At 38.7% G+C, this 24,945-nt stretch carries 33 protein-coding genes and 5 pseudogenes; 13 read left to right on the top strand and 25 right to left on the bottom strand.

From position 1 onward, the window contains the following. The 5 genes and pseudogenes from BWD162_RS05540 to BWD162_RS05520 form a co-directional block, all read right to left on the bottom strand. Positions 1 to 1,104, bottom strand: coding sequence for a phage tail protein (locus tag BWD162_RS05540; RefSeq protein ID WP_078705765.1), 1,104 nt, complete (start codon positions 1,102 to 1,104; stop codon positions 1 to 3). 2 nt (positions 1,105 to 1,106) lie between these two features. After that, entirely contained in the window at positions 1,107 to 1,931 is an 825-nt protein-coding gene (locus BWD162_RS05535; protein ID WP_078705764.1) for a baseplate J/gp47 family protein, read from the bottom strand. After that, complete coding sequence (locus BWD162_RS05530; protein WP_194284876.1) at positions 1,928 to 2,257, bottom strand: GPW/gp25 family protein; 330 nt, start codon at positions 2,255 to 2,257, stop codon at positions 1,928 to 1,930. The genes BWD162_RS05535 and BWD162_RS05530 overlap by 4 nt, the downstream gene beginning before the upstream one ends. An 8-nt stretch (positions 2,258 to 2,265) precedes the next feature. Next, positions 2,266 to 3,003, bottom strand: a complete 738-nt coding sequence (locus tag BWD162_RS05525; protein ID WP_078705762.1) for a phage baseplate assembly protein V — start codon at positions 3,001 to 3,003, stop codon at positions 2,266 to 2,268. After that, a pseudogene (locus BWD162_RS05520) lies at positions 2,987 to 3,518 on the bottom strand (hypothetical protein). Before BWD162_RS05520 ends, BWD162_RS05525 begins: the two are co-directional and overlap by 17 nt. 135 nt (positions 3,519 to 3,653) lie before the next feature. Here BWD162_RS05520 and BWD162_RS05515 point away from each other — a divergent pair. The 6 genes and pseudogenes from BWD162_RS05515 (at position 3,654) to BWD162_RS05495 (ending at position 5,463) form a co-directional block, all read left to right on the top strand. Beyond that, complete coding sequence (locus BWD162_RS05515) at positions 3,654 to 3,917, top strand: type II toxin-antitoxin system RelB/DinJ family antitoxin (RefSeq protein ID WP_078705761.1); 264 nt, start codon at positions 3,654 to 3,656, stop codon at positions 3,915 to 3,917. Continuing rightward, positions 3,904 to 4,185 carry a type II toxin-antitoxin system YafQ family toxin gene (locus BWD162_RS05510; protein ID WP_078705760.1) on the top strand — a complete coding sequence of 94 codons (282 nt, stop codon included), beginning with the start codon at positions 3,904 to 3,906 and terminating at the stop codon, positions 4,183 to 4,185. The genes BWD162_RS05515 and BWD162_RS05510 overlap by 14 nt, the downstream gene beginning before the upstream one ends. 89 nt (positions 4,186 to 4,274) lie before the next feature. Beyond that, complete coding sequence (locus BWD162_RS05505; protein WP_078705759.1) at positions 4,275 to 4,529, top strand: toxin HicA; 255 nt, start codon at positions 4,275 to 4,277, stop codon at positions 4,527 to 4,529. After that, positions 4,519 to 4,836 carry a type II toxin-antitoxin system HicB family antitoxin gene (locus BWD162_RS05500; RefSeq protein WP_078705758.1) on the top strand — a complete coding sequence of 106 codons (318 nt, stop codon included), beginning with the start codon at positions 4,519 to 4,521 and terminating at the stop codon, positions 4,834 to 4,836. The genes BWD162_RS05505 and BWD162_RS05500 overlap by 11 nt, the downstream gene beginning before the upstream one ends. A gap of 78 nt (positions 4,837 to 4,914) precedes the next feature. Next, positions 4,915 to 5,172: pseudogene (locus tag BWD162_RS07985) on the top strand (BrnT family toxin); the annotation flags it as partial. A 45-nt stretch (positions 5,173 to 5,217) separates the two neighbouring features. After that, positions 5,218 to 5,463, top strand: a complete 246-nt coding sequence (locus tag BWD162_RS05495; RefSeq protein ID WP_236824136.1) for a BrnA antitoxin family protein — start codon at positions 5,218 to 5,220, stop codon at positions 5,461 to 5,463. Positions 5,464 to 5,542: 79 nt separating this feature from the next. Here the strand turns inward: BWD162_RS05495 and BWD162_RS05490 are convergent, their stop codons facing one another. From BWD162_RS05490 to BWD162_RS05450, 9 genes and pseudogenes are all read right to left on the bottom strand, one after another. Further along, positions 5,543 to 5,887 carry a head-tail joining protein gene (locus tag BWD162_RS05490; RefSeq protein WP_078705756.1) on the bottom strand — a complete coding sequence of 115 codons (345 nt, stop codon included), beginning with the start codon at positions 5,885 to 5,887 and terminating at the stop codon, positions 5,543 to 5,545. Position 5,888: 1 nt separating this feature from the next. Beyond that, the gene (locus BWD162_RS05485) at positions 5,889 to 6,965 is read right to left on the bottom strand and encodes a major capsid protein (protein ID WP_078705755.1); all 1,077 of its coding nucleotides are present in this window, start codon (positions 6,963 to 6,965) and stop codon (positions 5,889 to 5,891) included. A 13-nt stretch (positions 6,966 to 6,978) separates the two neighbouring features. Beyond that, complete coding sequence (locus BWD162_RS05480; protein WP_078705754.1) at positions 6,979 to 7,344, bottom strand: head decoration protein; 366 nt, start codon at positions 7,342 to 7,344, stop codon at positions 6,979 to 6,981. Beyond that, entirely contained in the window at positions 7,341 to 7,772 is a 432-nt protein-coding gene (locus BWD162_RS07980; protein ID WP_236824106.1) for a hypothetical protein, read from the bottom strand. Before BWD162_RS07980 ends, BWD162_RS05480 begins: the two co-directional genes overlap by 4 nt. Positions 7,773 to 7,813: 41 nt before the next feature. After that, positions 7,814 to 8,668 (bottom strand): annotated as a pseudogene (locus BWD162_RS05470) (S49 family peptidase); the annotation flags it as partial. Next, positions 8,658 to 10,172 (bottom strand): phage portal protein, encoded by a 1,515-nt coding sequence (locus tag BWD162_RS05465; RefSeq protein WP_078705753.1) that lies wholly within the window; start codon positions 10,170 to 10,172, stop codon positions 8,658 to 8,660. The pseudogene BWD162_RS05470 and the gene BWD162_RS05465, both read right to left, overlap by 11 nt. After that, positions 10,172 to 10,420, bottom strand: a complete 249-nt coding sequence (locus BWD162_RS05460; RefSeq protein WP_078663260.1) for a phage head-tail joining protein — start codon at positions 10,418 to 10,420, stop codon at positions 10,172 to 10,174. The genes BWD162_RS05465 and BWD162_RS05460 overlap by 1 nt, the downstream gene beginning before the upstream one ends. 3 nt (positions 10,421 to 10,423) lie before the next feature. Beyond that, positions 10,424 to 12,354: pseudogene (locus BWD162_RS05455) on the bottom strand (phage terminase large subunit family protein). Continuing rightward, positions 12,311 to 12,880 (bottom strand): hypothetical protein, encoded by a 570-nt coding sequence (locus BWD162_RS05450; protein WP_078705752.1) that lies wholly within the window; start codon positions 12,878 to 12,880, stop codon positions 12,311 to 12,313. The pseudogene BWD162_RS05455 and the gene BWD162_RS05450 overlap by 44 nt, the downstream one beginning before the upstream one ends. A gap of 71 nt (positions 12,881 to 12,951) precedes the next feature. Here BWD162_RS05450 and BWD162_RS05445 point away from each other — a divergent pair, with 71 nt between their 5' ends. Together BWD162_RS05445 and BWD162_RS05440 are read left to right on the top strand one after the other, a co-directional pair. Then, positions 12,952 to 13,248 (top strand): BrnT family toxin, encoded by a 297-nt coding sequence (locus tag BWD162_RS05445; RefSeq protein WP_078663675.1) that lies wholly within the window; start codon positions 12,952 to 12,954, stop codon positions 13,246 to 13,248. After that, entirely contained in the window at positions 13,235 to 13,507 is a 273-nt protein-coding gene (locus BWD162_RS05440; RefSeq protein WP_078705751.1) for a CopG family antitoxin, read from the top strand. The genes BWD162_RS05445 and BWD162_RS05440 overlap by 14 nt, the downstream gene beginning before the upstream one ends. A 345-nt stretch (positions 13,508 to 13,852) precedes the next feature. On the opposite strand, the gene BWD162_RS05435 is transcribed toward BWD162_RS05440, so the two are convergent. From BWD162_RS05435 to BWD162_RS05425, 3 genes and pseudogenes are all read right to left on the bottom strand, one after another. After that, positions 13,853 to 14,440 carry a hypothetical protein gene (locus BWD162_RS05435; protein ID WP_078705706.1) on the bottom strand — a complete coding sequence of 196 codons (588 nt, stop codon included), beginning with the start codon at positions 14,438 to 14,440 and terminating at the stop codon, positions 13,853 to 13,855. A 130-nt stretch (positions 14,441 to 14,570) separates the two neighbouring features. Beyond that, positions 14,571 to 15,438 (bottom strand): annotated as a pseudogene (locus tag BWD162_RS05430) (N-6 DNA methylase); the annotation flags it as partial. A gap of 42 nt (positions 15,439 to 15,480) precedes the next feature. Next, the gene (locus tag BWD162_RS05425; protein WP_078705705.1) at positions 15,481 to 15,981 is read right to left on the bottom strand and encodes a hypothetical protein; all 501 of its coding nucleotides are present in this window, start codon (positions 15,979 to 15,981) and stop codon (positions 15,481 to 15,483) included. A gap of 491 nt (positions 15,982 to 16,472) precedes the next feature. Between BWD162_RS05425 and BWD162_RS05420 the strand changes: the two genes are divergently transcribed. Both BWD162_RS05420 and BWD162_RS05415 read left to right on the top strand, forming a co-directional pair. Next, a complete protein-coding gene (locus tag BWD162_RS05420) occupies positions 16,473 to 16,655 on the top strand; it encodes a type II toxin-antitoxin system HicA family toxin (protein WP_078663497.1) in 183 nt (60 codons plus the stop codon). 29 nt (positions 16,656 to 16,684) lie between these two features. After that, positions 16,685 to 17,107 carry a type II toxin-antitoxin system HicB family antitoxin gene (locus tag BWD162_RS05415; protein ID WP_078705750.1) on the top strand — a complete coding sequence of 141 codons (423 nt, stop codon included), beginning with the start codon at positions 16,685 to 16,687 and terminating at the stop codon, positions 17,105 to 17,107. A 3-nt stretch (positions 17,108 to 17,110) separates the two neighbouring features. Here the strand turns inward: BWD162_RS05415 and BWD162_RS05410 are convergent, their stop codons facing one another. Both BWD162_RS05410 and ssb read right to left on the bottom strand, forming a co-directional pair. Continuing rightward, positions 17,111 to 17,656, bottom strand: a complete 546-nt coding sequence (locus tag BWD162_RS05410) for a hypothetical protein (RefSeq protein WP_078705749.1) — start codon at positions 17,654 to 17,656, stop codon at positions 17,111 to 17,113. Positions 17,657 to 17,670: 14 nt separating this feature from the next. Beyond that, positions 17,671 to 18,120, bottom strand: a complete 450-nt coding sequence (ssb, locus tag BWD162_RS05405; RefSeq protein WP_078705504.1) for a single-stranded DNA-binding protein — start codon at positions 18,118 to 18,120, stop codon at positions 17,671 to 17,673. Positions 18,121 to 18,392: 272 nt separating this feature from the next. Between ssb and BWD162_RS07975 the strand changes: the two genes are divergently transcribed. Genes BWD162_RS07975 through BWD162_RS05390 form a run of 3 tightly spaced genes read left to right on the top strand, consistent with a single transcriptional unit; the run spans position 18,393 to position 19,929 of the window. Then, positions 18,393 to 19,301 carry a DUF488 domain-containing protein gene (locus BWD162_RS07975; RefSeq protein WP_078705748.1) on the top strand — a complete coding sequence of 303 codons (909 nt, stop codon included), beginning with the start codon at positions 18,393 to 18,395 and terminating at the stop codon, positions 19,299 to 19,301. Between the two features lie 45 nt (positions 19,302 to 19,346). Further along, complete coding sequence (locus BWD162_RS05395) at positions 19,347 to 19,646, top strand: BrnT family toxin (protein ID WP_078664137.1); 300 nt, start codon at positions 19,347 to 19,349, stop codon at positions 19,644 to 19,646. Then, a complete protein-coding gene (locus BWD162_RS05390) occupies positions 19,624 to 19,929 on the top strand; it encodes a BrnA antitoxin family protein (RefSeq protein WP_078705747.1) in 306 nt (101 codons plus the stop codon). Before BWD162_RS05395 ends, BWD162_RS05390 begins: the two co-directional genes overlap by 23 nt. 87 nt (positions 19,930 to 20,016) lie before the next feature. Here BWD162_RS05390 and hisS read toward each other — a convergent pair whose 3' ends face one another. The 6 genes from hisS to BWD162_RS05355 all read right to left on the bottom strand — a co-directional run bounded on the left by hisS (position 20,017) and on the right by BWD162_RS05355 (position 24,925). After that, entirely contained in the window at positions 20,017 to 21,426 is a 1,410-nt protein-coding gene (gene hisS / locus BWD162_RS05385; protein ID WP_078705746.1) for a histidine--tRNA ligase, read from the bottom strand. Between the two features lie 103 nt (positions 21,427 to 21,529). Further along, the gene (locus BWD162_RS05380) at positions 21,530 to 21,805 is read right to left on the bottom strand and encodes a hypothetical protein (RefSeq protein ID WP_078705745.1); all 276 of its coding nucleotides are present in this window, start codon (positions 21,803 to 21,805) and stop codon (positions 21,530 to 21,532) included. Beyond that, complete coding sequence (locus BWD162_RS05375; protein WP_078705744.1) at positions 21,802 to 22,533, bottom strand: antA/AntB antirepressor family protein; 732 nt, start codon at positions 22,531 to 22,533, stop codon at positions 21,802 to 21,804. Before BWD162_RS05375 ends, BWD162_RS05380 begins: the two co-directional genes overlap by 4 nt. Positions 22,534 to 22,560: 27 nt before the next feature. Further along, the gene (locus tag BWD162_RS05370) at positions 22,561 to 23,196 is read right to left on the bottom strand and encodes an antA/AntB antirepressor family protein (RefSeq protein WP_078705743.1); all 636 of its coding nucleotides are present in this window, start codon (positions 23,194 to 23,196) and stop codon (positions 22,561 to 22,563) included. A gap of 30 nt (positions 23,197 to 23,226) precedes the next feature. Continuing rightward, positions 23,227 to 23,859: an antA/AntB antirepressor family protein gene (locus BWD162_RS05365; protein WP_078705742.1), complete on the bottom strand. Its 633-nt coding sequence runs from the start codon at positions 23,857 to 23,859 to the stop codon at positions 23,227 to 23,229. Positions 23,860 to 24,430: 571 nt separating this feature from the next. Continuing rightward, positions 24,431 to 24,925, bottom strand: a complete 495-nt coding sequence (locus BWD162_RS05355; RefSeq protein ID WP_078705741.1) for a hypothetical protein — start codon at positions 24,923 to 24,925, stop codon at positions 24,431 to 24,433. Between the last annotated feature and the right edge of the window lie 20 nt (positions 24,926 to 24,945).

Below are 24,945 nucleotides of genomic sequence, written 5' to 3'. Positions count from 1 at the left end.
TTAAAACCTCAATAAAATTTTGAATTGTTCACGAACATCTTTACGTAAAGATAGAGAAACAGGGGTTTTAAGAATCTCCACGCCATCAATAAGCCCATCTGGCTCTAACCACAGTCTTCCAAAGGGAATAAGCTTTGCAGGGGTTGCATGAACAAGGACAGAAGTAGACGCTACCTGTTTATCATCGACATCATGAAACTGCGTTCGTGCTGCAGTCAAAAACTGTGTACCTTGTGTAGAAGGCTCAAGTCGACTGTCTGAATAACTGTAAACCCCGTTTAAGTCACTTTTCACCTGTTGAACAATGTTACATCTTCGATAACCAATCAACTTATCGTCGTCGTCTCTTAAAGCCAGATAAAGAGTGCGACCTTTAAACCAACCCGCCATGAGTATGTCACGCTCGTTTTTCCCCACTGACACCCAAGGGAAGTCCATCACATCCCATGGATAATCTAAACCTTCCCAAACAAGCTCTTCTTGATCGTCAATCCAATTGCCAATGAGCTTTCCGTCTTCTTCAGTTAAAGTGAGGCTTATTTCTGTAGAACGCCCAAAGGAAAATACTGTGCCGCTTTCTGTCACGCACACACCGCTTTGAGAGTCAAACATGCTGTCATCTAAGCGAGATATATTCCCTTCTACAATGGGAGCATCATAACCATGAATACCACGCCAAAAATCAGAACGTAAACATTCAGAAAGCTTGACGATCCCTTCAATGGCTTTAAGTTTGTCTGTGTCAGGCAATTGATCAAAATAAAGCTGAAATGAATTCCACCATTTTCGCTCTGGCCATGCCTTTACGAACTGTGCATTCAGATCTAACCATTCAAGCCCTTTATCGATAGCTTTTAGAGATCCACGTACCCGCTGCCAGCTCGGTCCCGTTTCAAGCAAAACAGAGAGATCTGGAACATAAGATGTCAGTTCTCCAAGTCCATATTCTTCAACCAACCATGGCAAGAAGCTTGGGTCTATGATATCAAGCTTTGCACGAGAGATAAAATTGATTGAATCTTCAATGCTTTTATGAAAGTCACAAGCATCTGCAAGGCGTTTTTCAAATTGTGTTGTGTTTGTCGGCAGTAAGCACCCAAGCATTACTATAGACGCCCTTTGAAGTTGAGCGTCACTTTACCAATGGCTAAAACCTCTTCACTGGAGACGGCAATATCATTTGTTGGATTAACAGCAATGACTTTCTGTACACCAGGGATCATCAGTTTTGAAATCCACCATGATGAACTCAACTCACGACCAAGGGCTTGCTCTTTCTTCCAAGCTGCCCGTAAATTTGCCTCCATTTGGGTTAAGATTTCTAAAGAAATTTCAGGTAAGAGCCAAACATCTGCTTCTAAATCTAAAACCTTTGTCACTGCAGCGTGAACTTCAATGGTATCATTGGTCATAATCACGCTTTTATCCGTCAGCACTTCTTTGACTCTTTGTAACAATTCCTCACTCGCTGTTCCTTGTTCATTCTTGCCAAAAATAGCCACGTGAATGGTAGGATTTCTTCCTTTTCGATAAATGACCGCATCCTTCACACGATTATCTGCTGATAAGGCGAAATACCTATAATAAGGCTCTGTTCCACCCCCTTTACCAGCCCGTACACGAAGCTTAATGCGTTCACGATAGCTGTCATCGCTTTCACCTTCTAAGCGTTCAACGCCATGCCATTGCCCCAAAGCATCAAGAGCTTCCCCCTTTGCAAAGTCAAGAACGGTGTTGCGTGCAGCCTCATTAATACGCTGCCTTAATAAAAACTCTCTGTAACTTGCAACCTCAATGATTTTAACCGCTGGATCACTTTCCAAAGGTGTGTAATTGGGTAACAGCTGTTTTAAACTCTCAAGACAAGCAGCACGTATTTCTTCAATAGAAAGCTCTGGAATGATTTCTGGTTTTATAAAATCCTCATTCATCCTATCTGCAATCCTTCCATAGTGATTGGCTTTCCTGAAGGGACGTAAATTCCTTCAAAGGACATGGAAACTTTTCCCGGCTCAACAGAAGTTAAATTCACTTGTTGAAGCTTCAAACGAGGCTCCCATCTATCTAAAGCCTCTGCAACAGCTGCATAAATGGCAACCTTAAAGGCTTCATTGACCGGATCATCAATCAGATCAAGAACACGTGATCCATAATCACGACGCATGACCCGTGTTCCTATCCGTGTCGTTAAAATATCCATGATGGACTGACGCAAGTGATCAACTCCGACCATGGATTTGCCTGTTTCACAATTCATTCCTACACTCAAATGGGGCCTCCCGTCATAGCACTACCAGATGTCACACCAGGGTGTTTATGGCCACTTCCGACGTTAACACTATTATGCTTTAACCCACTTGACTTAACAGATACCTCGCCACCCGCTTTGAGAGAGGTGCTACTACTTGATTTAAGGGACATATGACTGCCTGACTCAAGAGAAACCCCATCACTTGATTTGATAGCAACATCTCCCTCTGCCTCCAGTGTCATGTTTCCATCTGCTTTTAAAGTCATATCACTTTCTGAAATAATCTTTATGCCATCTGGAGCGGTGATTTCTAATTCACCTCCTTCACCTTTCATTGAAACGCCATCGGATATCGTTAAAATGAATTTTCCTTCCGACTTAATCGTCAATGAGTAAGTGCTTGTCTCATCATCATATTCAACCGTTGTGCCATCAGGGTATATGGTTTTATGAATATTGCCCTTATCAGCTGCTTGATTGGCATCTGTATGAATAGAGCCAATAATCATCCCTTGCGATAAATCACCTGATGTGGAAAGGATAATAACTTGCTCACCCACATCACGCCCTTCATAGGAACGGGTCTTTCCTGCACGAGCCTGTGTATCTGGAATCCAATCGCTTACAATATTCCCGCTTTGAACACGATAGCGTGCGTTTTTATGATCAACGTGGCTAATTTTGCCTACCATAACCATATTGGCCACACGCCTTTTTAAATCTGTAATTTCGCTATCACGTCGCTCTAACATGGGGAGTTTCCAACAGTTTGATATTTATCCTCATTGTTAGGGCCTGTATCGGGATCAAAGCCTACACAAGGCTCAAAAAAGGCAGCATCTTCTTCTTCAGAAGGGATATTGGTTACATAAGTGACTTCAAATGTTAAAATAGAACCATGCAATGCTAAGGAGCCATTATCACCAAAGGCCATGGCAATGTTTTGTAAGCGACAGTTTTCAACTGTGTTGTTAAGACTGGGATTACTATGGAAAATCGCTTCAATTTCCCAAGCTAATTGATCAACAAAACGCGCTCCATTTTCTCTTGTGTCATAGCATTCAACATCAACCGTTAAAACACGACGTCTTGCCCCATAATCGTGCCCATCTTCTATTGTTTCGTTTGGGGTCGACACATTAACAAATGGGTGATCTCCAGTAGAGAAATTAAAGTCTCGCATATTGTAAACTTCATCACCAGCCGATGTCTTGCCAGATTTGATCAACTCAACAAACGTCTCTCTTAATGTATCTCGTGGATGCATCTTAAATCCTGTTATATTGTCAATAGGTAAAAGTACTTTCTGTTAAAATAACAAGACAACGCTGTGTTTGAAATTAAACATCAATTGTATTATATTGTATTACAGTGCAGTACAAATGAGGTAGGAGAGACTATTATGGTTACTAGTCGTATGGTTCAAGCACGTGTTCCAGAAGATATTCAGAATGCAGCTAGTCAGGTCATTCAAGCGTCGGGTTTGTCAGTAAGTGATGTGGTTAGAGTATTGATGACCCGTATCGCGCAAGATAAAGCTATTCCATCAGTGTTGTTTCAACCTAATGCAAAAACATTAGAAGCTTTTGCTGAACTCGAAACAGGTGGTTTAAAAAAGTTTGATTCAGTAGACGAATTATTTGATGATTTGTATGCGGACGATTGAGCGTACTGCTGTTTTTAAACGTGATTTCAAGCGTGAAATGAAAGGAAGGCATCGCCACCTTTTAGAGAGTGATTTGCGCAAAATTATTGAAGCATTAGCCAATGACCAACCGTTAGAACCGCGGCATCGTGATCATGCATTAACCGGAAATTGGAGTGATTACAGAGACTGCCATATTCGACCTGATTTGGTATTGATTTATCGTTTAATCAATCAGGATAGATTGGTTTTGGTACGTCTTGGTTCTCATTCTGAACTTGATTTATGATTGAAGAATCGATCTCCTTTTTAGGCAATCTCAGTTGAAAACTATGAAAAGCATTTACTAGTATCAATAATGATATTATATATAAAATTATGAGTCATAAAATTGAAAAAATAGTCAGCTTGATGAAAACATCACCAAAAAACATAAAGTTTTCAGATTTGTTGGCTGTATGTAGACATTTCTTTGGAGAACCGCGAAACAATGGTTCAAGCCATTTTGTTTTTAAAACCCCGTGGTTTGGAGATCCTCGTGTGAATATTCAAAAAAGTTCTGGTAACAAAGCAAAAGCTTATCAAGTCAAACAAATCTTACAAGCGATAGAAAGGATAAAGCATGAACAATAATCATTATACGTATCGTGTTTTGTGGTCGCAAGAAGATGAGGAATATGTTGGTTTATGCGCTGAATTTCCTTCTCTTTCATGGTTAGATGTTAAAGCAGAGAGTGCTTTAAAGGGTATTATGAACCTCGTTACAGAAGTTGTTGAGGACATGCAACGCAGTGGAGAGGATGTTCCTATACCTTTGTCACATGTAAAATATAGTGGCAAATTTCAATTAAGAATACCACCAGAACTCCACAGACAATTGGCAATTCAAGCTGCTGAAAATGGTGTAAGCTTAAATAGATATATTTCTTCTAAACTGTAGTTCTTTTTTTATAGCTCTATGTGAATTAAAGTACACTTTTTTGTTGACGATATCATATTTTAAGTGTACATAAAATATATGAAGATAGTGTGGGATGAACCAAAAAGAGTTTCGAACATTGATAAACATAAGCTTGATTTTGCAGATGTTATTTATTTTGACTGGGAGCACGCCTTTATTGATGCAACACATTCAAACCGCATGAAAGCTATTGGACATTTTGCTGATAACACAGCAGTTATTATTTTTGCAAAACTGGGTATTGAAGCAATGTCTATTATCAGTTTTCGTCAAGCAAATAAGAAAGAAAGAGAGGTTTTTAATGACTATCAAAAAACCTTTAAAGAAGGATGTGGCTACACAAAAGAAGATTGGGATGCAGTGGATTCGCCACCACTTACAGACGAAGAGCTTGCACGCTTAAAACCAGCTAAAGAAATTTTACCTACCTCCTTCTTTAAATATGTAACAGAAGAGCGTCGTAAGCGTGGACGCCCACCAGTTAAATCTCCCAAACAAGCGATTACTCTACGTCTTGACCCCAAAGTTATTGCCTCTTTTAAGGAACAAGGTAAAAACTGGCGTACGCGTATGGGTGAAATCTTAACAAAAGCAAGTGGTTGCTAAAACCAAACGCAAAAAAGGAATTAAACCACAATGTTAATTATCTCTCCACCTGTGAAGATGAGAGAGTAATAAAAATATTTTACTTCACATTAAATACAGATTCCTCACGCAGGATAAGCTTATACATATTTGATTCTGATGCTTGTACATTTGCGACAGTAAAATTCTCTTGAGAAGCAAGCAGAACAATACGATCTCCTAGTTCAGGAAGCACGCCTCCAATATCATTGATGCAAACATCAAGTTCTTTCCTTGGGATAGTTGTTTTGACTTTTCCCCCAGCTTCTTGCTCTGCATGCTTAATGCTATAAATAGCTGTGATATGAAGAGATTGTCCTGTTTTCTTTCGTGTATAGATCACGGGCTGCCCAAAAGTGTCACGTACATCTTCAATCATTTGACTGAGCAGCCCATGCCATTGCATTTTATTGTGCTTTCACTACTGCTTTGAAAAGCATTTCAGGACGCGCGCAAATGAAGAGTGGGTAACTGTATACTTCAGCCCTCACCCACGCGTCATTATCGCGATCTATAACAAGTGTAGGATAAAGAGGTTTGCCTATCGTATTAACAACCTTCCAACTTTCACCCGGAGCAAATGTTTTTTGGAATACACCAGGCACATTAACAGGAACGAATTGACATTCATCAGGCTTAATACCTATGCTTCGTTTTGTCTTGGATTTAGTATTCATATTATAATCATGAATGTTGCAGTAATTAATAAACGTCGCACCAGCGAAATCAAAACTTCCAAAGCTTCCTAATTCAATAGCTCCAGGCGTTGCGATACCTGCTGTACTATTTAATGTTTGTGCTAAAGATGTGTTGAGATAAGTTTCACGAATTGTTTTGTGATTTTTTAACTTGAAAAAGAATTCATCTCCACAAAACCCAATAATTCGTGAACGAGTGGAAAATGTATTGCCTGAAGCTTTAACCATCTTGATGCGAATTTGATTAACCATATAAGAAACATCGGTTGTGTCCTCATTTAGTTTAAAATCAATAGGCTCTGGTGGTGTGATCCCCCATTCCTTATACCAATCATAAAGCACTGATCCATCAGCATCGAGAACAATACCTTGAATAGCTCCAAGCTGCATATTTTCCCAGGTCAGTTCAATTTCCCCAATCAGATTCTTTTGCCTTTTAGCGATAAATTTCATCGCTGTTTCAAGCTGGTCTTCTGTACCAAACTCTCGCCGGTCTTGAATTTCTTCCGCCTTTATTGTGTCGCTTTTAGCAATACGTGTTGTTGGAAAAAACCGAACGTTGCGACTATCTCTACCTGCTTCTATTAAAGGTGAGCCGCGTTCACTTGTTGGAATGAGTGATAATTTGTTGTCACGTCTCTCAATGCCAACTGTTGTCTTGTTTGTCTCAACTTCCTCAAAAAGGTTAAGTGAACCAATCAGATCAGGTTTAAACGCGTAATTCTCAATCGCTTTCATCATTGTTGCCATTGAGAATGCGTTGTGATTAAAAAAACTTATATCCATATTTGTATGTCTCCTATCGCAATAGAATGTTATTTTTTTCTAAGATCTGAATGGCTTCTTCCTTTTTCTTGTCATCAATTTTTTCAGGCCATATCAGTTCAGATGCTTTTACCGTGCATAAACGCACTGTAATCGTTGCTCGTTGATCGCTTTGTGAGACATCAACATTGGCATAAGAAATGCCCGCTGGAATTTCACTGCCATCTAATGCATCGGGATTAAACGGCACATATTTGCCCGTTGTGGTCACCATTCCCATGACGGTTCCTGCTGCGATTTCAGATCCTTTTGCAAAGATTACTTCCTCGTTTGACATGTCAGGGTTATAATGCCCAAGATAAGCGCTATCACGAGGGCCTTCATAAAAAACTTTACTCATTGTATTGTTCTCCAAACTTTATCCCATTTTGCATAAATATTTGCCTGAGTATTTCCTTCCGGATGGGGTGCATAAGGCGATACAACTAAGGATTCGCTTTGTGAGGTAGCATTAGCTAGAATAATGCTCTTTGCTTCCTCTAAGCTCATACCATCTTGAATAGCTTGTGCGGCATTAAAAGAAACACCTAGACGCTGAGCTTGCTTTTCCAGAGTCATAAAGCTCTGAGCACGCTTTCTTTCTTGTTCAAGTGCCGCTTGAATAACTGCATCCTTGTCTTCATTAAAGACCTCAGCGTTAACACCAATGTCGACAGTGCTTACTTCTGCAGAAACTTCAATCTTTTCGCTTTCCTCTCCTGCAGGCAATTGTGCGGAAAGCTCACCATCATCTTTGGCGCGATATCTTGTACGTAATAGATTCACCATATATTTAATTCCTTCGTTTGATTTCATATTCAGGATTATTGAATGGAAGCGGTTAGAGCTTCCAAAGCTTGTGCAAATGTGCCTTGCGCATCTGCTAACCCAAGCTCTACAGCCTGGGTGCCTATAAATGTCTCTGCTTTCGTGTCGCGGATCGCTTGAGCACTCGTAGGTCTGTTTTGTGCAACTAAATCGACAAACATGTCGTAGAGAAGCGCACAATCTGCTTGCATCTTTTCAAGGGCTTTATCAGGCAATGGCTCATGAGGATTTCCGTGAACTTTGTGATCCCCTTCATAGACAAAAGTCCATTTATATCCGTCCATTTCATCAGCACGCGACTGATCAAGGTGAGCACATACAACCCCAATGGATCCAACAATTCCTGTGCGTGCAACCCAGATTTGAGAAGCCGCACAAGCAATGGCATAAGCTGCTGAACACGCCACTTCATTAGCATGTGCCCAAATGGGTTTGTTATATTGTTGTGAAAGCGCACGAAATTCGTCAACTAAATCAAAAACACCACCTGCTTCGCCGCCACCACTATCAATATCCAATAGAATTGCATGAACATCAGGTTGCTCAATGGCTTCTTGAAAAGAGGCCTGCAAACCATTGTAAGAGGTTAATCCTGACGCAGCACTAAGCCATGCACCACGACGTACAAGCGTGCCATGAACCGGAAGAATAGCCACATGATTTTTAACCACATAAGTCTCTGGGGGAGTTTGCAAGATAGGATCCTCTTGAGAAAATGCTCCAGGGGGAAATTTATCTCCCTCAAAAAGACGTGGTGTCATAGCGTTGAGAATGACATCAAACTTTGTAGGGACAAGCATATGCGGTACATTAAAAAGTCGTGAGACCAAAAAGGGCATATCAATATTATTCTTCATCTTCATGCGACTCTTTGTTGAGATCACTTTCATCCGGTTCGTCAACGTCACTCAAATTGGCAGAAGGATTTTCACCATCTGTGTCGAATGATAATCCCCGTGCTTTTGCGTCTTTTTGCTCTTCTTCCAACTCTGCATGAATGGTATCAATATCAAAACCACGCTCAGCAAGTGCCATGCGTCGTGTCTTTAGACCTGCTCGGATTTCTTCTTTCTCAGCTGAGATGTCTTTATTGGGATCAATCATCTCAAGTGGGGGTGCAAAACTTTCACATTGGATCCATGGTAAGGGATTTTCTTCCCATCCTGGTAATTCAACACACCCAGCAAGCACGGCAAATTGAACAAAGCGTTCCCAGACAACGCGATTGAATTGAAAGGCGATGATGTGCTCACGCCATTTTTTGACCTGGCGCCTAAATTGAATAATAGATGTGCGCACATTAGAAAAATTCCCTCGCGTCACATCACCTGTAAGAACAGAATAAGGTATGCCTAAAGCTGATGCAATTTTTAAAGTATTGCGATATTGAAAAGCTTCGTAAGAACCTCCAACTTCCACAGGGTTGGAGAATTTAATATCTCTATTCTCTCCCATATAAAGTGTTGCACCAGGTTCGGTTATGGGCAGATCTGGTGGTGCCTGTGAGGATGTTGCAGATTTGTTTTCATCATGATTGCCTGGTGCTGCCATATCACCAGGATTTGATCCTGTGATAAAGACAGCAAAAAGAGCAGCTGTTCTTTTTCTCTCAATTTCTGCATCGTCATAGCATTCAAGCTGAAAGAGTTTCGTCATACAACGCGTGGCTTTAGGACATCCACGCAGTTGTTTTGCAATGCGAGGTTCTTTGATATGAATTACCATTTCAGCAGGGATTCTAACGCGCTCTTGATCTGTAAATACCTGAGTTACCTGATGATCATTGTAAGGGTGACGCTTCCAAAAATGATAAGCAACACGCTTGCCCTTTGCATTAAATTCAATTCCCATACGAATGGTGTTGCCTTTAATGTCTGCTGGTCCATTATAGGTTAAGTCCAGCATTTCTGTGGGGTAAATCTGTAATTGAAGCGGGACACGTGAGCGCTCATAAAAGTCGATATAATGTAGTCTTACAAAACACTCACCGGTTAAAAAAACCTCACGAGCAATCATTTCTTGGAGGCCATAAAAGCTAGCATCTTCATCGTAATCAGCCTCATCGACCCATTGCCACCAAAGATCAAGAAGCTTTTTCTTTTCTTCTTGAAACCCTTCAATTTTAGGGTAGGGCTTAATCCCATCACTCACTGCTGCTGAAACCCATTCATCCGCTGCAGATCCGTAAAGGCATTCATTGTCATAGAGCCATCTTGAACGAGCAACAATTGTATCACCACATTCTTCAATGGCTTTATTGATGTGTTTTTTTGCGGGATCAAATCCATTTAATCGACGGCTACGGCTTGCTGCTTCAAAATGCGGGTTATGATTGACTTGATGCATAAGAGAATTTGCCATTAATAGCCTCGTGATGCGTTAAGATAATAAACATATGAAGGCTTGTATCCTTCAAGAAGGGCTATTTCCTCAGTCAGCATTGTAAGGGCTTTGCGTATGTCTTCAGTCGAACGATGATTGACTTGTTTATCGCCGTGACGCACAGACTGCGCACCTGAATAAAGTGCATTTTCCAGTTGTTCTCGTCGTTTTTTAAGCTGTGCAAGTCTTTCATATTTCCAGTTTATTTGCTTTGATTTCTCATACATGGATTACCATCCCCAACCTCGTTGCATATAAGGGTTTCTTTTTATTACGGTTTGTTTTTTTTCAGGTTCTGGTCTCAGTCTTTTTGGTACTGTGGTTGAAGAAGTTTCAATGTTTTTCAAACGCTCTTCTAAGATGTCGACTTCTTTATTAAGATTGAGACCTGCTAAGATCAGACCCTGTAAGGCAGCATAAGCATAAACCCTACAATCGAGAGCTTCATTTCTTGCTGTTTCACTTTTATGCCATTCTATCCGCTGATGACCTTTGAAATATTTGATGACCTTTTTTTCAGCAGTGAGTTGCTCAAAATATTCTCTATCAAGGTTTTTATGAAAATGCGTTGCACCAGCTCCTGACGTTTCAGGACCTGATTTTTAAAGCGCCTTGTGATGGTATCTTTTGCTGAATCAACACCAACGATATATAAATTAATCTGTCCTTTGTTGTTTTTACTGGGGCGACGTGGCCATACAGGGCGTGATCCTGCGTGTCCTTTAATGCCCCAGATACGTCTACCTTCACGAGGACGTACATAATTGTAAACGGCTTGTGTATGGTTACCCCCTGTATCAATACAAGCTGCTGCTATTTCTATTCCATCTTTAAAACCAGGATGAGGCCATCGTTTTTGAAGATACTCATCCAATTGATCCCAAACCTCTAAGGAAGAGGGATCACCAGGGAAGACTTGATAATCAATGTTCCAACTTTCCTCACCACGTCCCCAACCTACAACTTCAAGCTCTAAGCGATCATTTTGTACATCAATGCCTGCTGTGAGAAGGACTGCTTTGGCAGGGGCAAGAGGATAGTCTTCACGTTGGGCATACAGGCTATCTGGATCAATGACTTCTCCTGATTTATCTTCCCATGGTTCACCTAGAATGATGTTAACAAAAGTCTGTAAAAGTGCGGGGTCATCTTTAGATTCTAAGAACTTGAGAGCACACTCTCCCCATGTCATCCAAGGTGAATAGAGTGCTGAAATATGGTAAGAGCGCAAACGAGGTCTAATTGGCTCTTTTGTTGGTATCCAACAAGCCCCCCTTTCTTCAGATAATAAATCTTCCTTACGGTGTTCAGCATGCTCATGACCACAATGTGCACAAACAAATACAGCCTGTTCAGGAGCCCCTTTTGGCCATTTAATTTGTGACCAAACAATGGGTTGAAGTGTACCACATCCATCACAAGGAATATTGTAATATCTCTGATCTCCTAGGACAAAATCTTTAGCTATACGACTTGTGTCACGATGAGTTGGTGTTGATAATTTAAAAATCTTTCGTTGAATAAAAGTTGCGGTACGTGCTTCAGCAAGATTGACAGGATCTCCTTCTCCATCAACATTCAATGGATAGCCATCAATTTCATCAAGAACCAAATAACGAATAGGCATTGATCGCAAGCCAGCAGCACTATTAGCTCCTGTAAGCATTAATACCCCACCATCAAATTCTTTCGAAAACATTGTATTCCTACTGTCTCTAGCGCGGGCAGGGGAGATACGTTCGTTTAATGCAGGGCTGGCCTTAATCATAGGGTCAAGACGGGTCTTAGATACTTTCTTAGCCATCTCAACTGTAGGCATCACATAAAGAACAGGGCCAGGACTATGGTGAATAGCATAACCACAAAAGTTCAAGCCAGCCTCTGACATACCAATCTGTGCACCTTTCATCACAACTGTTTTTTCAATTGGGACGTAAGAGGAAAGATTGTCCATGATTTCCCGTAAATAAGGGGTACGTTTAGTTCTCCATAATCCAGGTTCAGCACTGGCTACTGTACTCAAATAACGGTTTTTATCTGCCCATTGTGAAACTGTGTAAGGGGGATCTGGTTGACATGCTTCACTGGCATGAAAATAAAAAAACCCTTCTCCTGTATCAGTCACTCTTCTCCTCCTTATGATCGGGAGGGTCTTGATCATGGAAAGGGACGGGAACTTTTATTGCCTCCTGCAAAGCTTCTCGGATATAGTGATCAATGGCACCAATCAGACTTGCGGCATTACACTCAACCTTTGCTGCAATACGCGCACCGTAACGATGAGGAAAATGCAACATGATATCACGATAAGCTCTTCCAAAATTACGTGCTTCTCTCTTTACTTGTTCACGATCAAGTGTTGTTTCTTTCTTTTGCTCAAGATCAATCGTTTCACTTTCAAGAGCGACTTGCATTCTCTGGAGTTTTATCTTGTGTTCATTAGCTCCTTCTATAGAATCCTGCTTTGTCTTTGTGCGAGGCTTTCCATCATCGCCTACAATATAGGCTTGCTTGGTGGGATTCTCATTCCATAAAGCTGTTGCTAATTTTTCATTGATCGAACCATCATCATAAAGCGCTTCATCAAACTTTCCCGTCTTAAAACGAGAAACGACCGCGTTAGGATAAACGCCCATTTTCTTCGCAAACGCTCGAGCCGATATTCCTTCTCTATTCTTTTTATTCATAATCTTCCGTGTTTGAATATTTTTTTGAAAATCTTATTGTATTTGTAGATACATTTTGATATACATATGTTATGAAAAACATTAAGATATGCGGTATAAACTGGGACGAAGGTAATTGGCCTAAATGTGCTAAACATGGAGTTTCTAAAAAAGAAATTGAGTATCTATTCTCCGGTCATGGTCATCTAGTTATTAAAGATGATCCAAATGTTAAAGAAGAACGGTTGAGAGCTATCGGGAAAAGCTATAATGAGCGATACATTTTTTTAGTTTTTACCCTAAGAACAATGAACAATAAATTATTCGTGCGCCCCATTAGTGCTCGCTATATGCATCAAAAGGAAATTGATTTTTATGAAAACCTCTAAGTTGAAACAGATGCCTGTTTTTAAAACAGATGAAGAAGCAGAAAACTTTGTAGATACTGCAGATCTCACAGAGTATGATTTAAGTGGCTTTAAACCTGTTCATTTTGAATTTCTACCTAAAGAAGCTTCTATTAATATTCGTTTACCTCAAGCACTTATGAGCGCTTTAAAGGAAAAAGCTAAAAACCAAGCTATCCCTTATACACGTTATGTCCGGCATCTTATTGAGCAAGATTTACAGAAAAGTTATCGTGATTGACATCTTCTCAGCTTAACATGCAAGCTGCTTACGATGTTAATGTACTACAAACTGAAAAAGCTGACGAATTTGCTAAAATAGATAAATTTAAACAAATGGCTTAGAGACTATCCCGTTATAAAATAGAAACATTGTACAATGCACGCATATAAATTGTTATTTATCAATAGGTTATGTGTACAATGTACAGTTATTTGAAAATTCTGTCGCTAGCGATATGTTGCGCTTGATTGCCCCGCAACACACCTACCCCACTGGAAAGTACCTTTTAAAAACTTTTCTTCCGATAATTTGGTTTGAAACATTAAAATCATCATCATATGCTTTGTATGTAATTGGTATGGTTTAAGAGCGTGGGACCTTTTGATTAACCATATATTCTTGCCGAGCAATTTGGCTCTGTATATTTTTGGTTAGTCTCTCACGGGCATGGTGTTCAATAGAACTTGAGACCTTTGGTTTAGACATGACGTAAGCAATCGAGGTACCGTCTTGTTTTGCAATGGGGAACTTATCTCCACTTGTTCTCATAAAGACATGTCCGCCCATTTTTAAATCGACACGCTCTGGAAATTTCCCTCCTCGGATAAAACCATGGGGCATGACTTCTCTTTTGCCGAAGATTTTATAAATCACGCCACGTTTCGTTTCCCTTGTCTTAAAAATCTTAAGAGGGAGTAGAGAAGCTGAACCAATGATATCCGCTTCAAGAAATTTAGCTGTGGCTTTACCGCTAATGTAGACACCTTTCTTAACACGCTTTGGTGGAATTGAAGCATCCTCTGCAACTTTCTTTTCTGCAAAACGCTCAACCTGCTTTGCCGTAGTGTTAATAGCATTACGCAAAGCCCAATGAAGACGTGGAGCTTGAAGACTCGTAAAAGTATTTTCTGCCTGTTGCAGATACCACTTGGCATGGATCTTTAACCCCAAAACCTAATCCTTTTTAGTGTAGAGTTTTTTGAGTATCTTTGACTTCTCTCATTTCCAATTTTGGAAGATTATGAACAATTTTCATTGTTTCTAAACTTACAGTAATCACCCGTTGAAACAATTCTAAGGGGTAAGCAGGATTGCTAATAATGACACAAATATCTTGTTTTTCCTGACGTGACTGACATTTACTGTTTTGCTTTATTCAAATCACTCATCTGATCTTTTCCCTGCTCATAAAGCTGGAATGTATCGGTTAAACAAAGCCCCTCAAATGGCACATAATCTCCACCCATAATGCTATGATATGTGGCTTCAATATTAATACCCGCGATATAGTATGCTAATGGTACTATTTCATTGGCATAAATCTCATGACGGAACTTATATTCCATCTCCTCTTTTTTAATCAGTCCAGATTGTAAAAGTCGTGTGATAAAAGTTCCCGTTCCCGTAAACGGGTCCATAATCTTAACACCAGGTGAACCAAGTGTTTTGCCAAATTCAGTTTGTAATACTTCATCGACTGAGTGAATAATAAAATCTACAACCTCAATAGGAGTGTAGACAATACCCAGTTTTTGAGCAGTGCGTGGAAATGCATAACGGAAAAATTTTTCGTAAATCTCTAAAATCAAGTTTTGCTTTTCTTGTGGATCGGTAAGTCCACTGGCCCGTAATTTTACACCAGCGTAAAAGCTTTCAAGATCTTTAGATTCTTGCTCAAAGTTAGCTTTCTTAAGCGCATCAAGCACACGTTGTATAGCACGTGACACAGGATTTTCACGAGTAAACTGATATTCTTCAAACAACACTTTAAACACAGGAAGCATGATAATATGCTGTGCAAGCATTTCAATCGCATCGCCTTCTGTGGTCGTGTTATTTAAATCATCACGCAATTTTGCTAAGAAACTGTCAAAAGCTTGCCGTACTTCAGTATTTGGCTCTGCTAAAATGCTTGTTAAGCGCGTGATATAATTTTTAACAGTTTCAGCAAAGCGTTCAACTTGCTTTGCATGGCTATTTGACTTCACAGTTTAAGCCTTTTTAGTCGTACGCGTCGAGGATTTAGAAGTTTTTGCTTTTGGAGATTGTTTGTCGGTTTTTATAGACGTTTGCTCAATTTCTTCAGTAGTCTGTTCAGTATCTTGAGTATCTCCATCTGTAGAGACCTCTTGCTCATGAGACTCTTGTATAGAAACCTCTTGCTTACCAAGCTCTAGTTTTTCATCAACAGCTTGTTCAACTTCTTCAACGACCTGTGTAACCTCTTGAGTACTGATATCTACAGAGATCTCTTGTTCATCAGGTTCTGGTATAGAAACCTCTTGTTCATTAGGTTTAGGTTTTTCATTAACGGTTTGTGATAGCCATTGTTGATAAAGCTTAGCAGCACCAGCGCGTTTGAGACGATCATAAACCTGATAAGAAACCTCAACGAATGGGTTACTTTTTGTGGAAGGCTCAAAACGAACGGTTGCTTTGTTATCACCAAGAACACACATAGGTCTTGTGATGACCACTTGTACTTTTTCCATGGGTTATTCCTTTGGAGAAACTGAGATATAAAAAAACCTCACTCTCAGGAGGAAAGAAGAGTGAGGTTAATAAGTGTATGTCAATAAATAGGAGTGACTAAATTTGAGTTGTTTAATAAAAAACCCTGCATTCACAGGGCTTTCAGAAACTTTAACAACAAGAAAAATTCACATAATTCTGTAATTTTAGGCGCAGCAATGTCATTAAATACTATTTCTCCCCTCATGTCAACTAAAAAATCATAATCTGGTATTTTTTATTTCAATCAACCTAAATATGGTATTTGTTAAGTGTAAATGTTCATAAAAGAAAAGTTGTAAATTTTCTCATTACATCTGATTATTCAAATATTAAGCTTATGACATGCAGTATTAGTTGTACTTAACTTGCGAACTTAACGCACAATCTTGCCTCAAATAAATATAATTTTTTAATGTATAAAAACAACATTTATGTTGTATTGAAACATTTTAGATATTATTCTATTATTATGAATAGTCAAGAATTGAAAAGATATCTCACAAAACAAGGCTGTAGTTTCATCCCAGGAAAAGGCGGTCATTTAATTGTAAAACGCGGTTCCAAAAAATCTGTTTTACCTATGCATGGTGCGCGAAAGGAATTAGGGACAGGATTGGTTCAAAAGATCCTCAAAGATCTTGATTTGAAATAAATCATAACCTCAATGAAAGGAACGTAAAAATGAAATATGCCATTAAATTCATTAAAGATGATAATGATACCCTTATTGTTATTGCGAAAGACTTTCAAGAGTTTATCACCTATGGAAACAATGAAAAAGAAGCTTTAGAACACGCTAAAAATGCACTTTTAACAGTTATTGAAGGGCGTTTTCAAGACCGTGAAACCATCCCTTTTGGAACTCATGATATTGCTTACCCTTTTATTGAAGTATCTTCATTGATCACTTTAAAAATTGCAATCCATAATGCCATGGTCGAAAAGAATTTGCGTAAAGCCGATCTCGCGCGTCTTTTGCAACTTCACCCTATACAAATCGATCGATTGTTAGACCTAAATCATGAAACAAAACTAGATACTTTAGAATCCGTTCTCCTTACTCTCGGAAAATCAGTTACTATTGATATTCAAGATGCTGCTTAAAGTTTACAAAGTTTTTTTCTTTTCCGGACAGTATTTATGAAGAGCATTCAAAGCCATGCGTAAAGAACCGACAAGATGTGGCAATTGTTGGTCTTCTATAACCAGATGCTCTAATGCATCATGAAGGTTATACCGACGATGCAAAACTTGTGCTTCTCTAATAACCTCTTGCATAGCTTCATAGCGATCAGTTGCTGTCTCAACCCACTTGTCTCTTTCTCTATCATCAGAAGATATTGGTGTTTCATCATAAATAGCCCCTGGAAACCCTTTTGCACACCAATAATCATTTCGCACTTGAATATATTGCTGTGATGCATCGTACTGATCTTGATTAATCTTTTTTTCCAATAAATATAACCGCCCTACATAAGTACCCATAAGCGGGTTTTTCGCATCTTGAATACTCGCTCCATAACGCTTGGCACGCATTTCAAGTGTCTGTTGATACAAAGACTTATCAGGCGTTTTTGCACGCGAGATACGTCCATTGAGTTCTTTTATTTGACCGGCTATTCTAGGTCTTCCCCGTTTCTTTCGTTTCTTCATAAGAAAACCTCTGATTAAAACGGGATTCTGTCATTCAAAGTCGTTTCTAAATATTGCTCCTGCCTACTATTCTCCCATGCCACCGCTTGCTCTTGAGTAGCCATGTCAGAATCAGACTTTTGAGCACTATTAAGGATTTTTAACTCACCTTTATATTGCGGTAAGACAATTTCTGTTGTGTAGTGTGTTTGCCCGCTTTTATCTTGCCATTTACGTGTTTGTAATTGACCTTCAATGTAAACTTTGGAACCTTTGCCCAGATACTGAAGCGCAATCTTTGCAAGATGCGGATTAAAAATCACAATAGAATGCCATTCTGTTTTATTTATTCTTTGAGAAGTTGTTTTATCTACATAGCTTTGAGAAGTGCCTATACGAAAATTGGCCACTTCTACTCCAGATGGCATTGTTCTGCTTTCTGGATCGGCACCCAGATAGCCGATTAAAATGACTTTATTAAGCATGTTTGATATCTTTTCTAAGGAAAATAATTGAAATGAAATACGGATATGAAAAGCTGCTTTTACTATAGCATAACATAGTCCATTTTTCCAAAGAAAAAACAGCATAAATAATTGAAAATAAACAGTTTATTGGTGATTTTATCAGTGCATAAATGCTGTTTTGTGATATAATTTTACTGACTTGATACCAAGCAATCATAAACCAGCGCATTTGTTAGAATTTGAGTGGTTTTTCAAATTTATCTACATCGATCAGATACAGAAATAATACTATGAAAACAGTAAAAGGTAAGACTCTATTCAAACGGCAAAAACTATTGTTAGCTTTCCTTCAAGAATTTGGAGGACGCCTTTCAAAGACAGATTTTCAAGAGTACTTATTTTTATTTACGCAATGGGAAGAAAAACAAAGTTATGAGTTTGTGCCTTACAAATATGGTTGTTTTTCTTTTCAATCTTATGCTGACAAACGCAAGCTTATAGAATTAGGAATACTTGCCAACGAAAATGATTGGCAGCTTACATCACTGGAAAGTGATTATAGTTCTGATATTGAATTTGCTACACAAGAGAAAATTTCTTCATTTGTTGAAAAATTTAGCAATCTCAAGGGTGATGAACTTATTCGGTATGTCTACAAAAACTATCCATATTTTGCTATCAACAGTTGTATAGCAAATAAGATTATGGAGAAAAAAGACTTAGAAAAAATTGATACATTTCAACCAAAGGATGAGACCTTTTGTTTCTTTACCATTGGATATGAGGGGAAGTCTTTTGAAAATTATCTCAATCGTCTTATCAAAAATAATATCAAAACTTTGTGTGATGTTCGCAAAAATCTGTTAAGTCGGAAATATGGTTTTTCTAAAACGCAATTATCTAAAATTGTAAATGCATTGGGTATTGAATATAAGCATATTCCAGAGTTAGGTATTGTTTCTGAAAAGCGTCAAGAGTTGAAAACGCAAAAAGATTATGAGCGTCTTTTTCAAGACTATAACAATACAACTCTTAAAGATAATCATCTTGCAATAGAAAAGTTATATCAGCTGTTCTTAGATAAAAAACGCATTGCAATTACTTGTTTTGAAGAAAATGTATCCACGTGTCATAGGGGGCAAATTGCACTCGCTCTCTCTAAACTATCTCAGTGGAAATTTAATATAAAACATATTTGATTTGAAACTCTTGACGTACATACATAATTGTATTAACAATAAAGTATGAAAATAAGATTTGAGTGGGATAAAATTAAAGCGGAAAACAATCTTCGAAAGCATCATATAAGTTTTGAGGTAGCTGTTCGTGTTTTTGCAGATCCATTTGCTATGACGAGACAGGATCGTATTGAAAATGGAGAATATCGTTGGCAAACTTTGGGTCTTGTAAATGGCTTCTTATTACTATTGGTCGCTCATACTATCTACGACGATAAAGATGGGGGAGAGGTAATTCGTATTATTTCAGCACGACGTGCTAGTTTGAAAGAGAGAAAGCGTTATGAAGAAGAAAGTTCGTTATGAGGTTGATGTAAGTAATCTACTGCCTTTGACTGATGAACAGAAAGTTGAAATTAATGAATTGGCTAAAATGCCTGACAGTGAAATTGATTATAGCGATATTCCACCACTAGATAGTGAATTTTGGAAAAATGCTGTTCGTAATTCATTTTACAAGCCAACTAAAACTGTAACGACTGTACGCGTAGATTCCGATGTGTTGGCATGGCTTAAAAGTCAAGGTAAAGGTTATCAGACGCGAATTAATGCTATTTTACGCGATGCTATGCTTCGCTCGATACGATAGGCTGGCATAATCGTTCGCAAAAATAGAGTTATGCATAAACATAGGTTAGGTGTTCAGCTTCCACCCACGTAGGAATTTGTGCTGTTTTTATTTTTTCAAAATATTCTTCACAGCTTCAACCAATTGATTTTCTTTAACGGTTATTTGTGCTGGTCGGCTTTCACGCCATGTTTGATTATCCTTAATTTCAGTAGCTAAACGCGCACCTTCTACCAAATCTTTAATCTGGACTTCTCCACGCTCGCGCTCTTGTGACCCTTGAATCACCACACAAGATGCACAGCGTCGATCTGCATATTTCATTTGTGCTTTAATACCCGATGCTCCTAAATATACTTCAGAGCGAATGCCCGCGTTGCGTAATTGCTTCACCATTTTCTGATAACGTGCAATACTGTCTGGCTTTTGATCCATCATCAACACCACAACCGGACCTATCTTCTCTTTCACACGCAATGTTTCATAGCTTTGCAAAGCCGTCATTAAACGTGACACACCAATTGAAAAACCTGTCGCGGGGACATTGTCATCACGAAAGCGTGCAATCAATCCATCATAACGGCCACCGCCACCAATAGATCCAAAGGTAAGCTTTTGTTCACACGTATTACATAATTCAGCTTCAAAAACAGGCCCTGTGTAATAGTCTAACCCTCGCACAACTGACGGATCAATCCTCATACAATCCTTATAACCATTAGCGTCAAAAACTTCTTGCATTTCTTCAAGTTCACGAATTCCTTCAAGTCCACAAACATTACGGTCAACTATGTTTTTGAGATTATTAATCGTTCCCTCTGCAGTTTCACCTCTCGCATTTAGTAAGCTAATGATATACTCAATCTGGTCATTAGTCAGTCCTGCTTCTTTTGTGAAATCACCGCTTTCATCCAAACGGCCATCCCCTAAAAGCAAACGTACACCTTCCAAACCAAGTCGATCGAGTTTATCTATAGCTCTGAAAACAATTAAGCGTTTGTCTGACTGTTCATCTTCCCCCAAACCAATATTTTCCAAAACACCATCTAAAATTTTCCGATTACTCAGACGAATGACATATTCATCACGTTTAAACCCTAACTTTTCTAAACTATCCACCGCCATCATACAGACTTCTGCATCAGCAATCACTGTTGCTGCCCCTACAATGTCAGCATCCAATTGCATAAACTGACGAAAACGCCCTGGTCCTGACTTTTCATTACGAAAAACATGTCCTAAACGGTAACTACGATAAGGTTTTGGTAAGACTTCAAAATTCTCCGCAACATAACGAGCAAGAGGCGCTGTAAGGTCATAGCGTAAAGACATCCATTGTTTATCATCATCTTGTAAAGAAAAAACGCCTGCATTCGGGCGGTCTATATCAGGTAAAGACTTTCCAAGTGCATCTGTATATTCAAAAATCGGTGTTTCAAGTGCTTGTAACTCTACACCTGTGCGATCAACAAACCCACGTGGTAAACGCGCTTTAGTTTTCTGTTGTTTTGTAGACATAATGTTTCTCTATTCAGCGATGTAGGTAAATTGCTCTGCATACAAATACACAACTGACCCTCTCCCCACCCTTTTAAAGATGGGAAGGGGAGTGTGGTTTATTTTATAGCTGATAAGATACTCCATCCGAACATGGACTATAAGCTTTCAACAAAGGATCCAATGTTCGGGGAAGTTCTGAATCGCCAAAACCTGTAAGAATTGCCAGTATCTTGAGAGTATCTGGAGTTTCACTTTGAAGCTTTGTAATTAAAGCTTTTTCTACTACGTCCATAATTTCAACCAGAGTATTACAGTCTTCCATTGCAATATTCTCACGAGTAGCAAACTGAAACAAAGCCATCCATAAATCACATAAAAAGTCGATACTTTTACTCATTGCACACCTCCATGGAATTGCTCTCTTAGGCATGCTAATCCTTTGACTGTGATTTTTGCACTGGAAACGCTCATTTTTGTTCCGTCTGATTTTTGAATGGTGTGGATTACACAATCCATCAATCCTCTATTGATTTTATCCTGACAAGGTAACAAAGGTCCACCCGGAAAATTACGATAAGCCCACTTATGAAACTGTAAGTGCTTAGTAAAATCTGTGGGGCGTACATCTAACATCTTTGCAGCTTCATATAAAGCAAACAGACCGTCAGAGCGTTTTAAATGTTCAAGCGCTTCTGCTTTTGGTTTAAGTGTTTTAACCTCAGTTCTCAAATCTTCCAATTGCGTAATGCTCTCCAAAAGCAGTTGTCTAATTGCGAGGGGATTTTGCAAAGTATTTGCTAGGTCTAAAGGCTGTTTTGCTTTTCGTTCGCATTCGATGAAATACTGACGGGCTTGATGTCCCTTTTCATTACGCTCAATCATGGCAAGGTGTTTGCCCATGTCTAAAGTAATGTGGTATTCTTTCGTCTTTCCACCTTTTTCTAAATTTTTAGAAAGCGTTACAAAATCGATGTTTTCTCGAAAGTTACATTCTTTAATACGATTTTTAATCCAGTCTGCAAACTTTGATGTAATCTCCAAAAAAGCATGTAACTCACGTGCACTCACTGTCTGAACAGTTTCCTGCCCAACAGTGCTTTCTTTAATTTCTATAAGATTGTTCATAATGAACTCCTTGGTAATAGACGTTTCTTAATGACACTCAAAAAGAGCGCCGGGTGTTAAGAAACACGGTACCAAGTCCGTCGTTATGCTTTCCCCATAAGGGTCTTGTATTGCATAACTACACCCGACAAGATCACTATATGCTACACGCATACAATGAGTCAAAGCCTTTAATATGTGCGGAAGACTGATTATCTCGGCAACCAATCCGCTTGGTATTTTAAGGTGTTTCTTAAGCACCTGATTCGCATATATAAATGCTTCTGCAACATTGTCAATAGGTAAAAGCAGTTGCCTAATTGCGAGGGGATTCTGCAAAGCACTGACGAGGTCTAAAGGCTGTTTTGCTTTCCGTTCGCATTCAATGAAATATTGACGGGCTTGTTTACCTTTCTTGTTGTTCTCAACCATAGACAGTTCTTTCGCCATGTCTAAAGTAATAGCGTAATCCTTAGAAGGACGGCCTCCTTGGAGGTTTTCCCCAAAATTGGGGAAAACTATATAATCCTGGTTTTCTACAAAATTATACTTGGTAATACGATCTTTAATCCAAGTAGAAAAATCTTTTCCTACCTCTAAAAAAGCACACAACTCACGTGCATTGACTGTTTGAACAGTTTCCTGTCCAACAGTTTGTTCTGATATTGTTATGAGAGTATTCATATTTTTTCACCTACATGTAATTAATGTTTGTTAATGACACCCAAAAGGGCGCCGGGTGCTAACAAACACGGCATGTAGTCCGTCGTTATGCTTTCCCCATAAAGGGTATTGTATAGCATAACTACACCCGACAAGATCACTATACGCTATACGCATACAATGAGTCAAAGTCTTTAAAATGAACGCAAAATTGATTATTTCGGCAACCAATCCGCTACATGTTTTAAGGTGTTTGTTAGGCACCTGATTTACATATATAAATGCTTCCGTGATTTTGTCAATAGGTAAAAGCAGTTGTCTAATTGCGAGAGGATTCTGCAAAGCACTGACGAGGTCTAAAGGCTGTTTTGCTTTCCGTTCGCATTCGATGAAATACTGACGGGCTTGTTTACCTTTCTTGTTGTTCTCAACCATAGAAAGCTCTTTTGCTACACTTAAGGTGAGATGATATTCTTTTAATACCACATTTTGACGTTCGCCAATTTTGGCGAGCGTTATAATATAGTCTTTTCCTTCTTCAAATTCGTATTTTTTGAAACGGTCTTTTATCCAATTTGAAAAGTCCCGTCTCACTTCCAAAAATGTGTGTAAGTCACGTGCGTTGACCGTCTGAACAGTTTCCTGCCCAACAGTGCTTTCTTTAATCTCTATAAGATTGTTCATGATGAACTCCTAGGTAATAGGTATTTTTCATTGACACTCAAAAAAGAGCGCCGGGTGCTGAAAAACACGGTACCTAGTCCGTCGTTATGCTTTCCCCATTAAAGGGTATTGTATTGCATAACTACACCCGACGAGGTCATTATATGCAACATACATACAATGAGTCAAAGTCTTTAATATGTGCGGAAGACTGATTATTTCGGCAACCAATCCGCTAGGTATTTTAAGGTGTTTTTCAAGCACCTGATTCGCATATATAAATGCTTCCGTGATTTTGTCAAACAAAAAATTCACCGCACTTAGTTAAGTAAGGGGGTTTCGCTAAAATTTTAGCGAAAGTCATATCCTTCCTTTGTTTAGTAGACATACGGCCGCCTTGGGGGTTTTTCCCAAAATCGAAAAAAACTATATAATCCTTGTTTTCTCCAAATTCAAATTGATTAATACGTTCAGTAATCTAATCTGCAAATTCACTCATCTCAATTTTGAGGTCAGTACATATTTGTCTAAATAGGTGCCCTCAAATTTGAGGAGACCTCCTTCAGAATATAATTCTTCAAAGCCATTTAATCTACAGAAAGTGGACAGTATTTAACCTAAGGAATCTTATAAAGATGTTGATGAAGATGTACATTTTAAGGTAAATAGTGCACACGAAAATTAGAAAAAAGTACCACAACAAAACATCCCAATAAAAATGAAATTCCCATTTGGAATCCCAAGAGAAAAAAGGCAAAACAACTTCTTGTTTGAGATTGTTTGGGAAAATTAATAAAAGAAGTGCCATAACAGCTATATGCAAAAAATTATGCAAATATTTTTGCAAATAATCTGTCACAATATTCAAATCTGTTGTTTTTTCATGTTGATGTTTAGGGTTGTGATACAATTCTGAAGCAAGTTTGGAATTAAAAAAAGCTGTCATGAAAATCATCGCTATCACAATGGCGAGAGATGAAAATATTAAAACAGCTTGAATAAATTCGGTGTTTTTTTCTATTTGTAAAAACTGTAATACCGCAAATCCTATGCTGTATTTTACTCCAGTTCTAATCTTTTTAAACATATCCAATTATCCTGATTTTA

The sequence above is a fragment of the Bartonella sp. WD16.2 genome, assembly GCF_002022505.1.
Taxonomy (GTDB): domain Bacteria; phylum Pseudomonadota; class Alphaproteobacteria; order Rhizobiales; family Rhizobiaceae; genus Bartonella.
The sequence above is the reverse complement of the archived record's forward strand: the minus strand, read 5'-3'. Positions and strand labels throughout refer to the sequence as shown.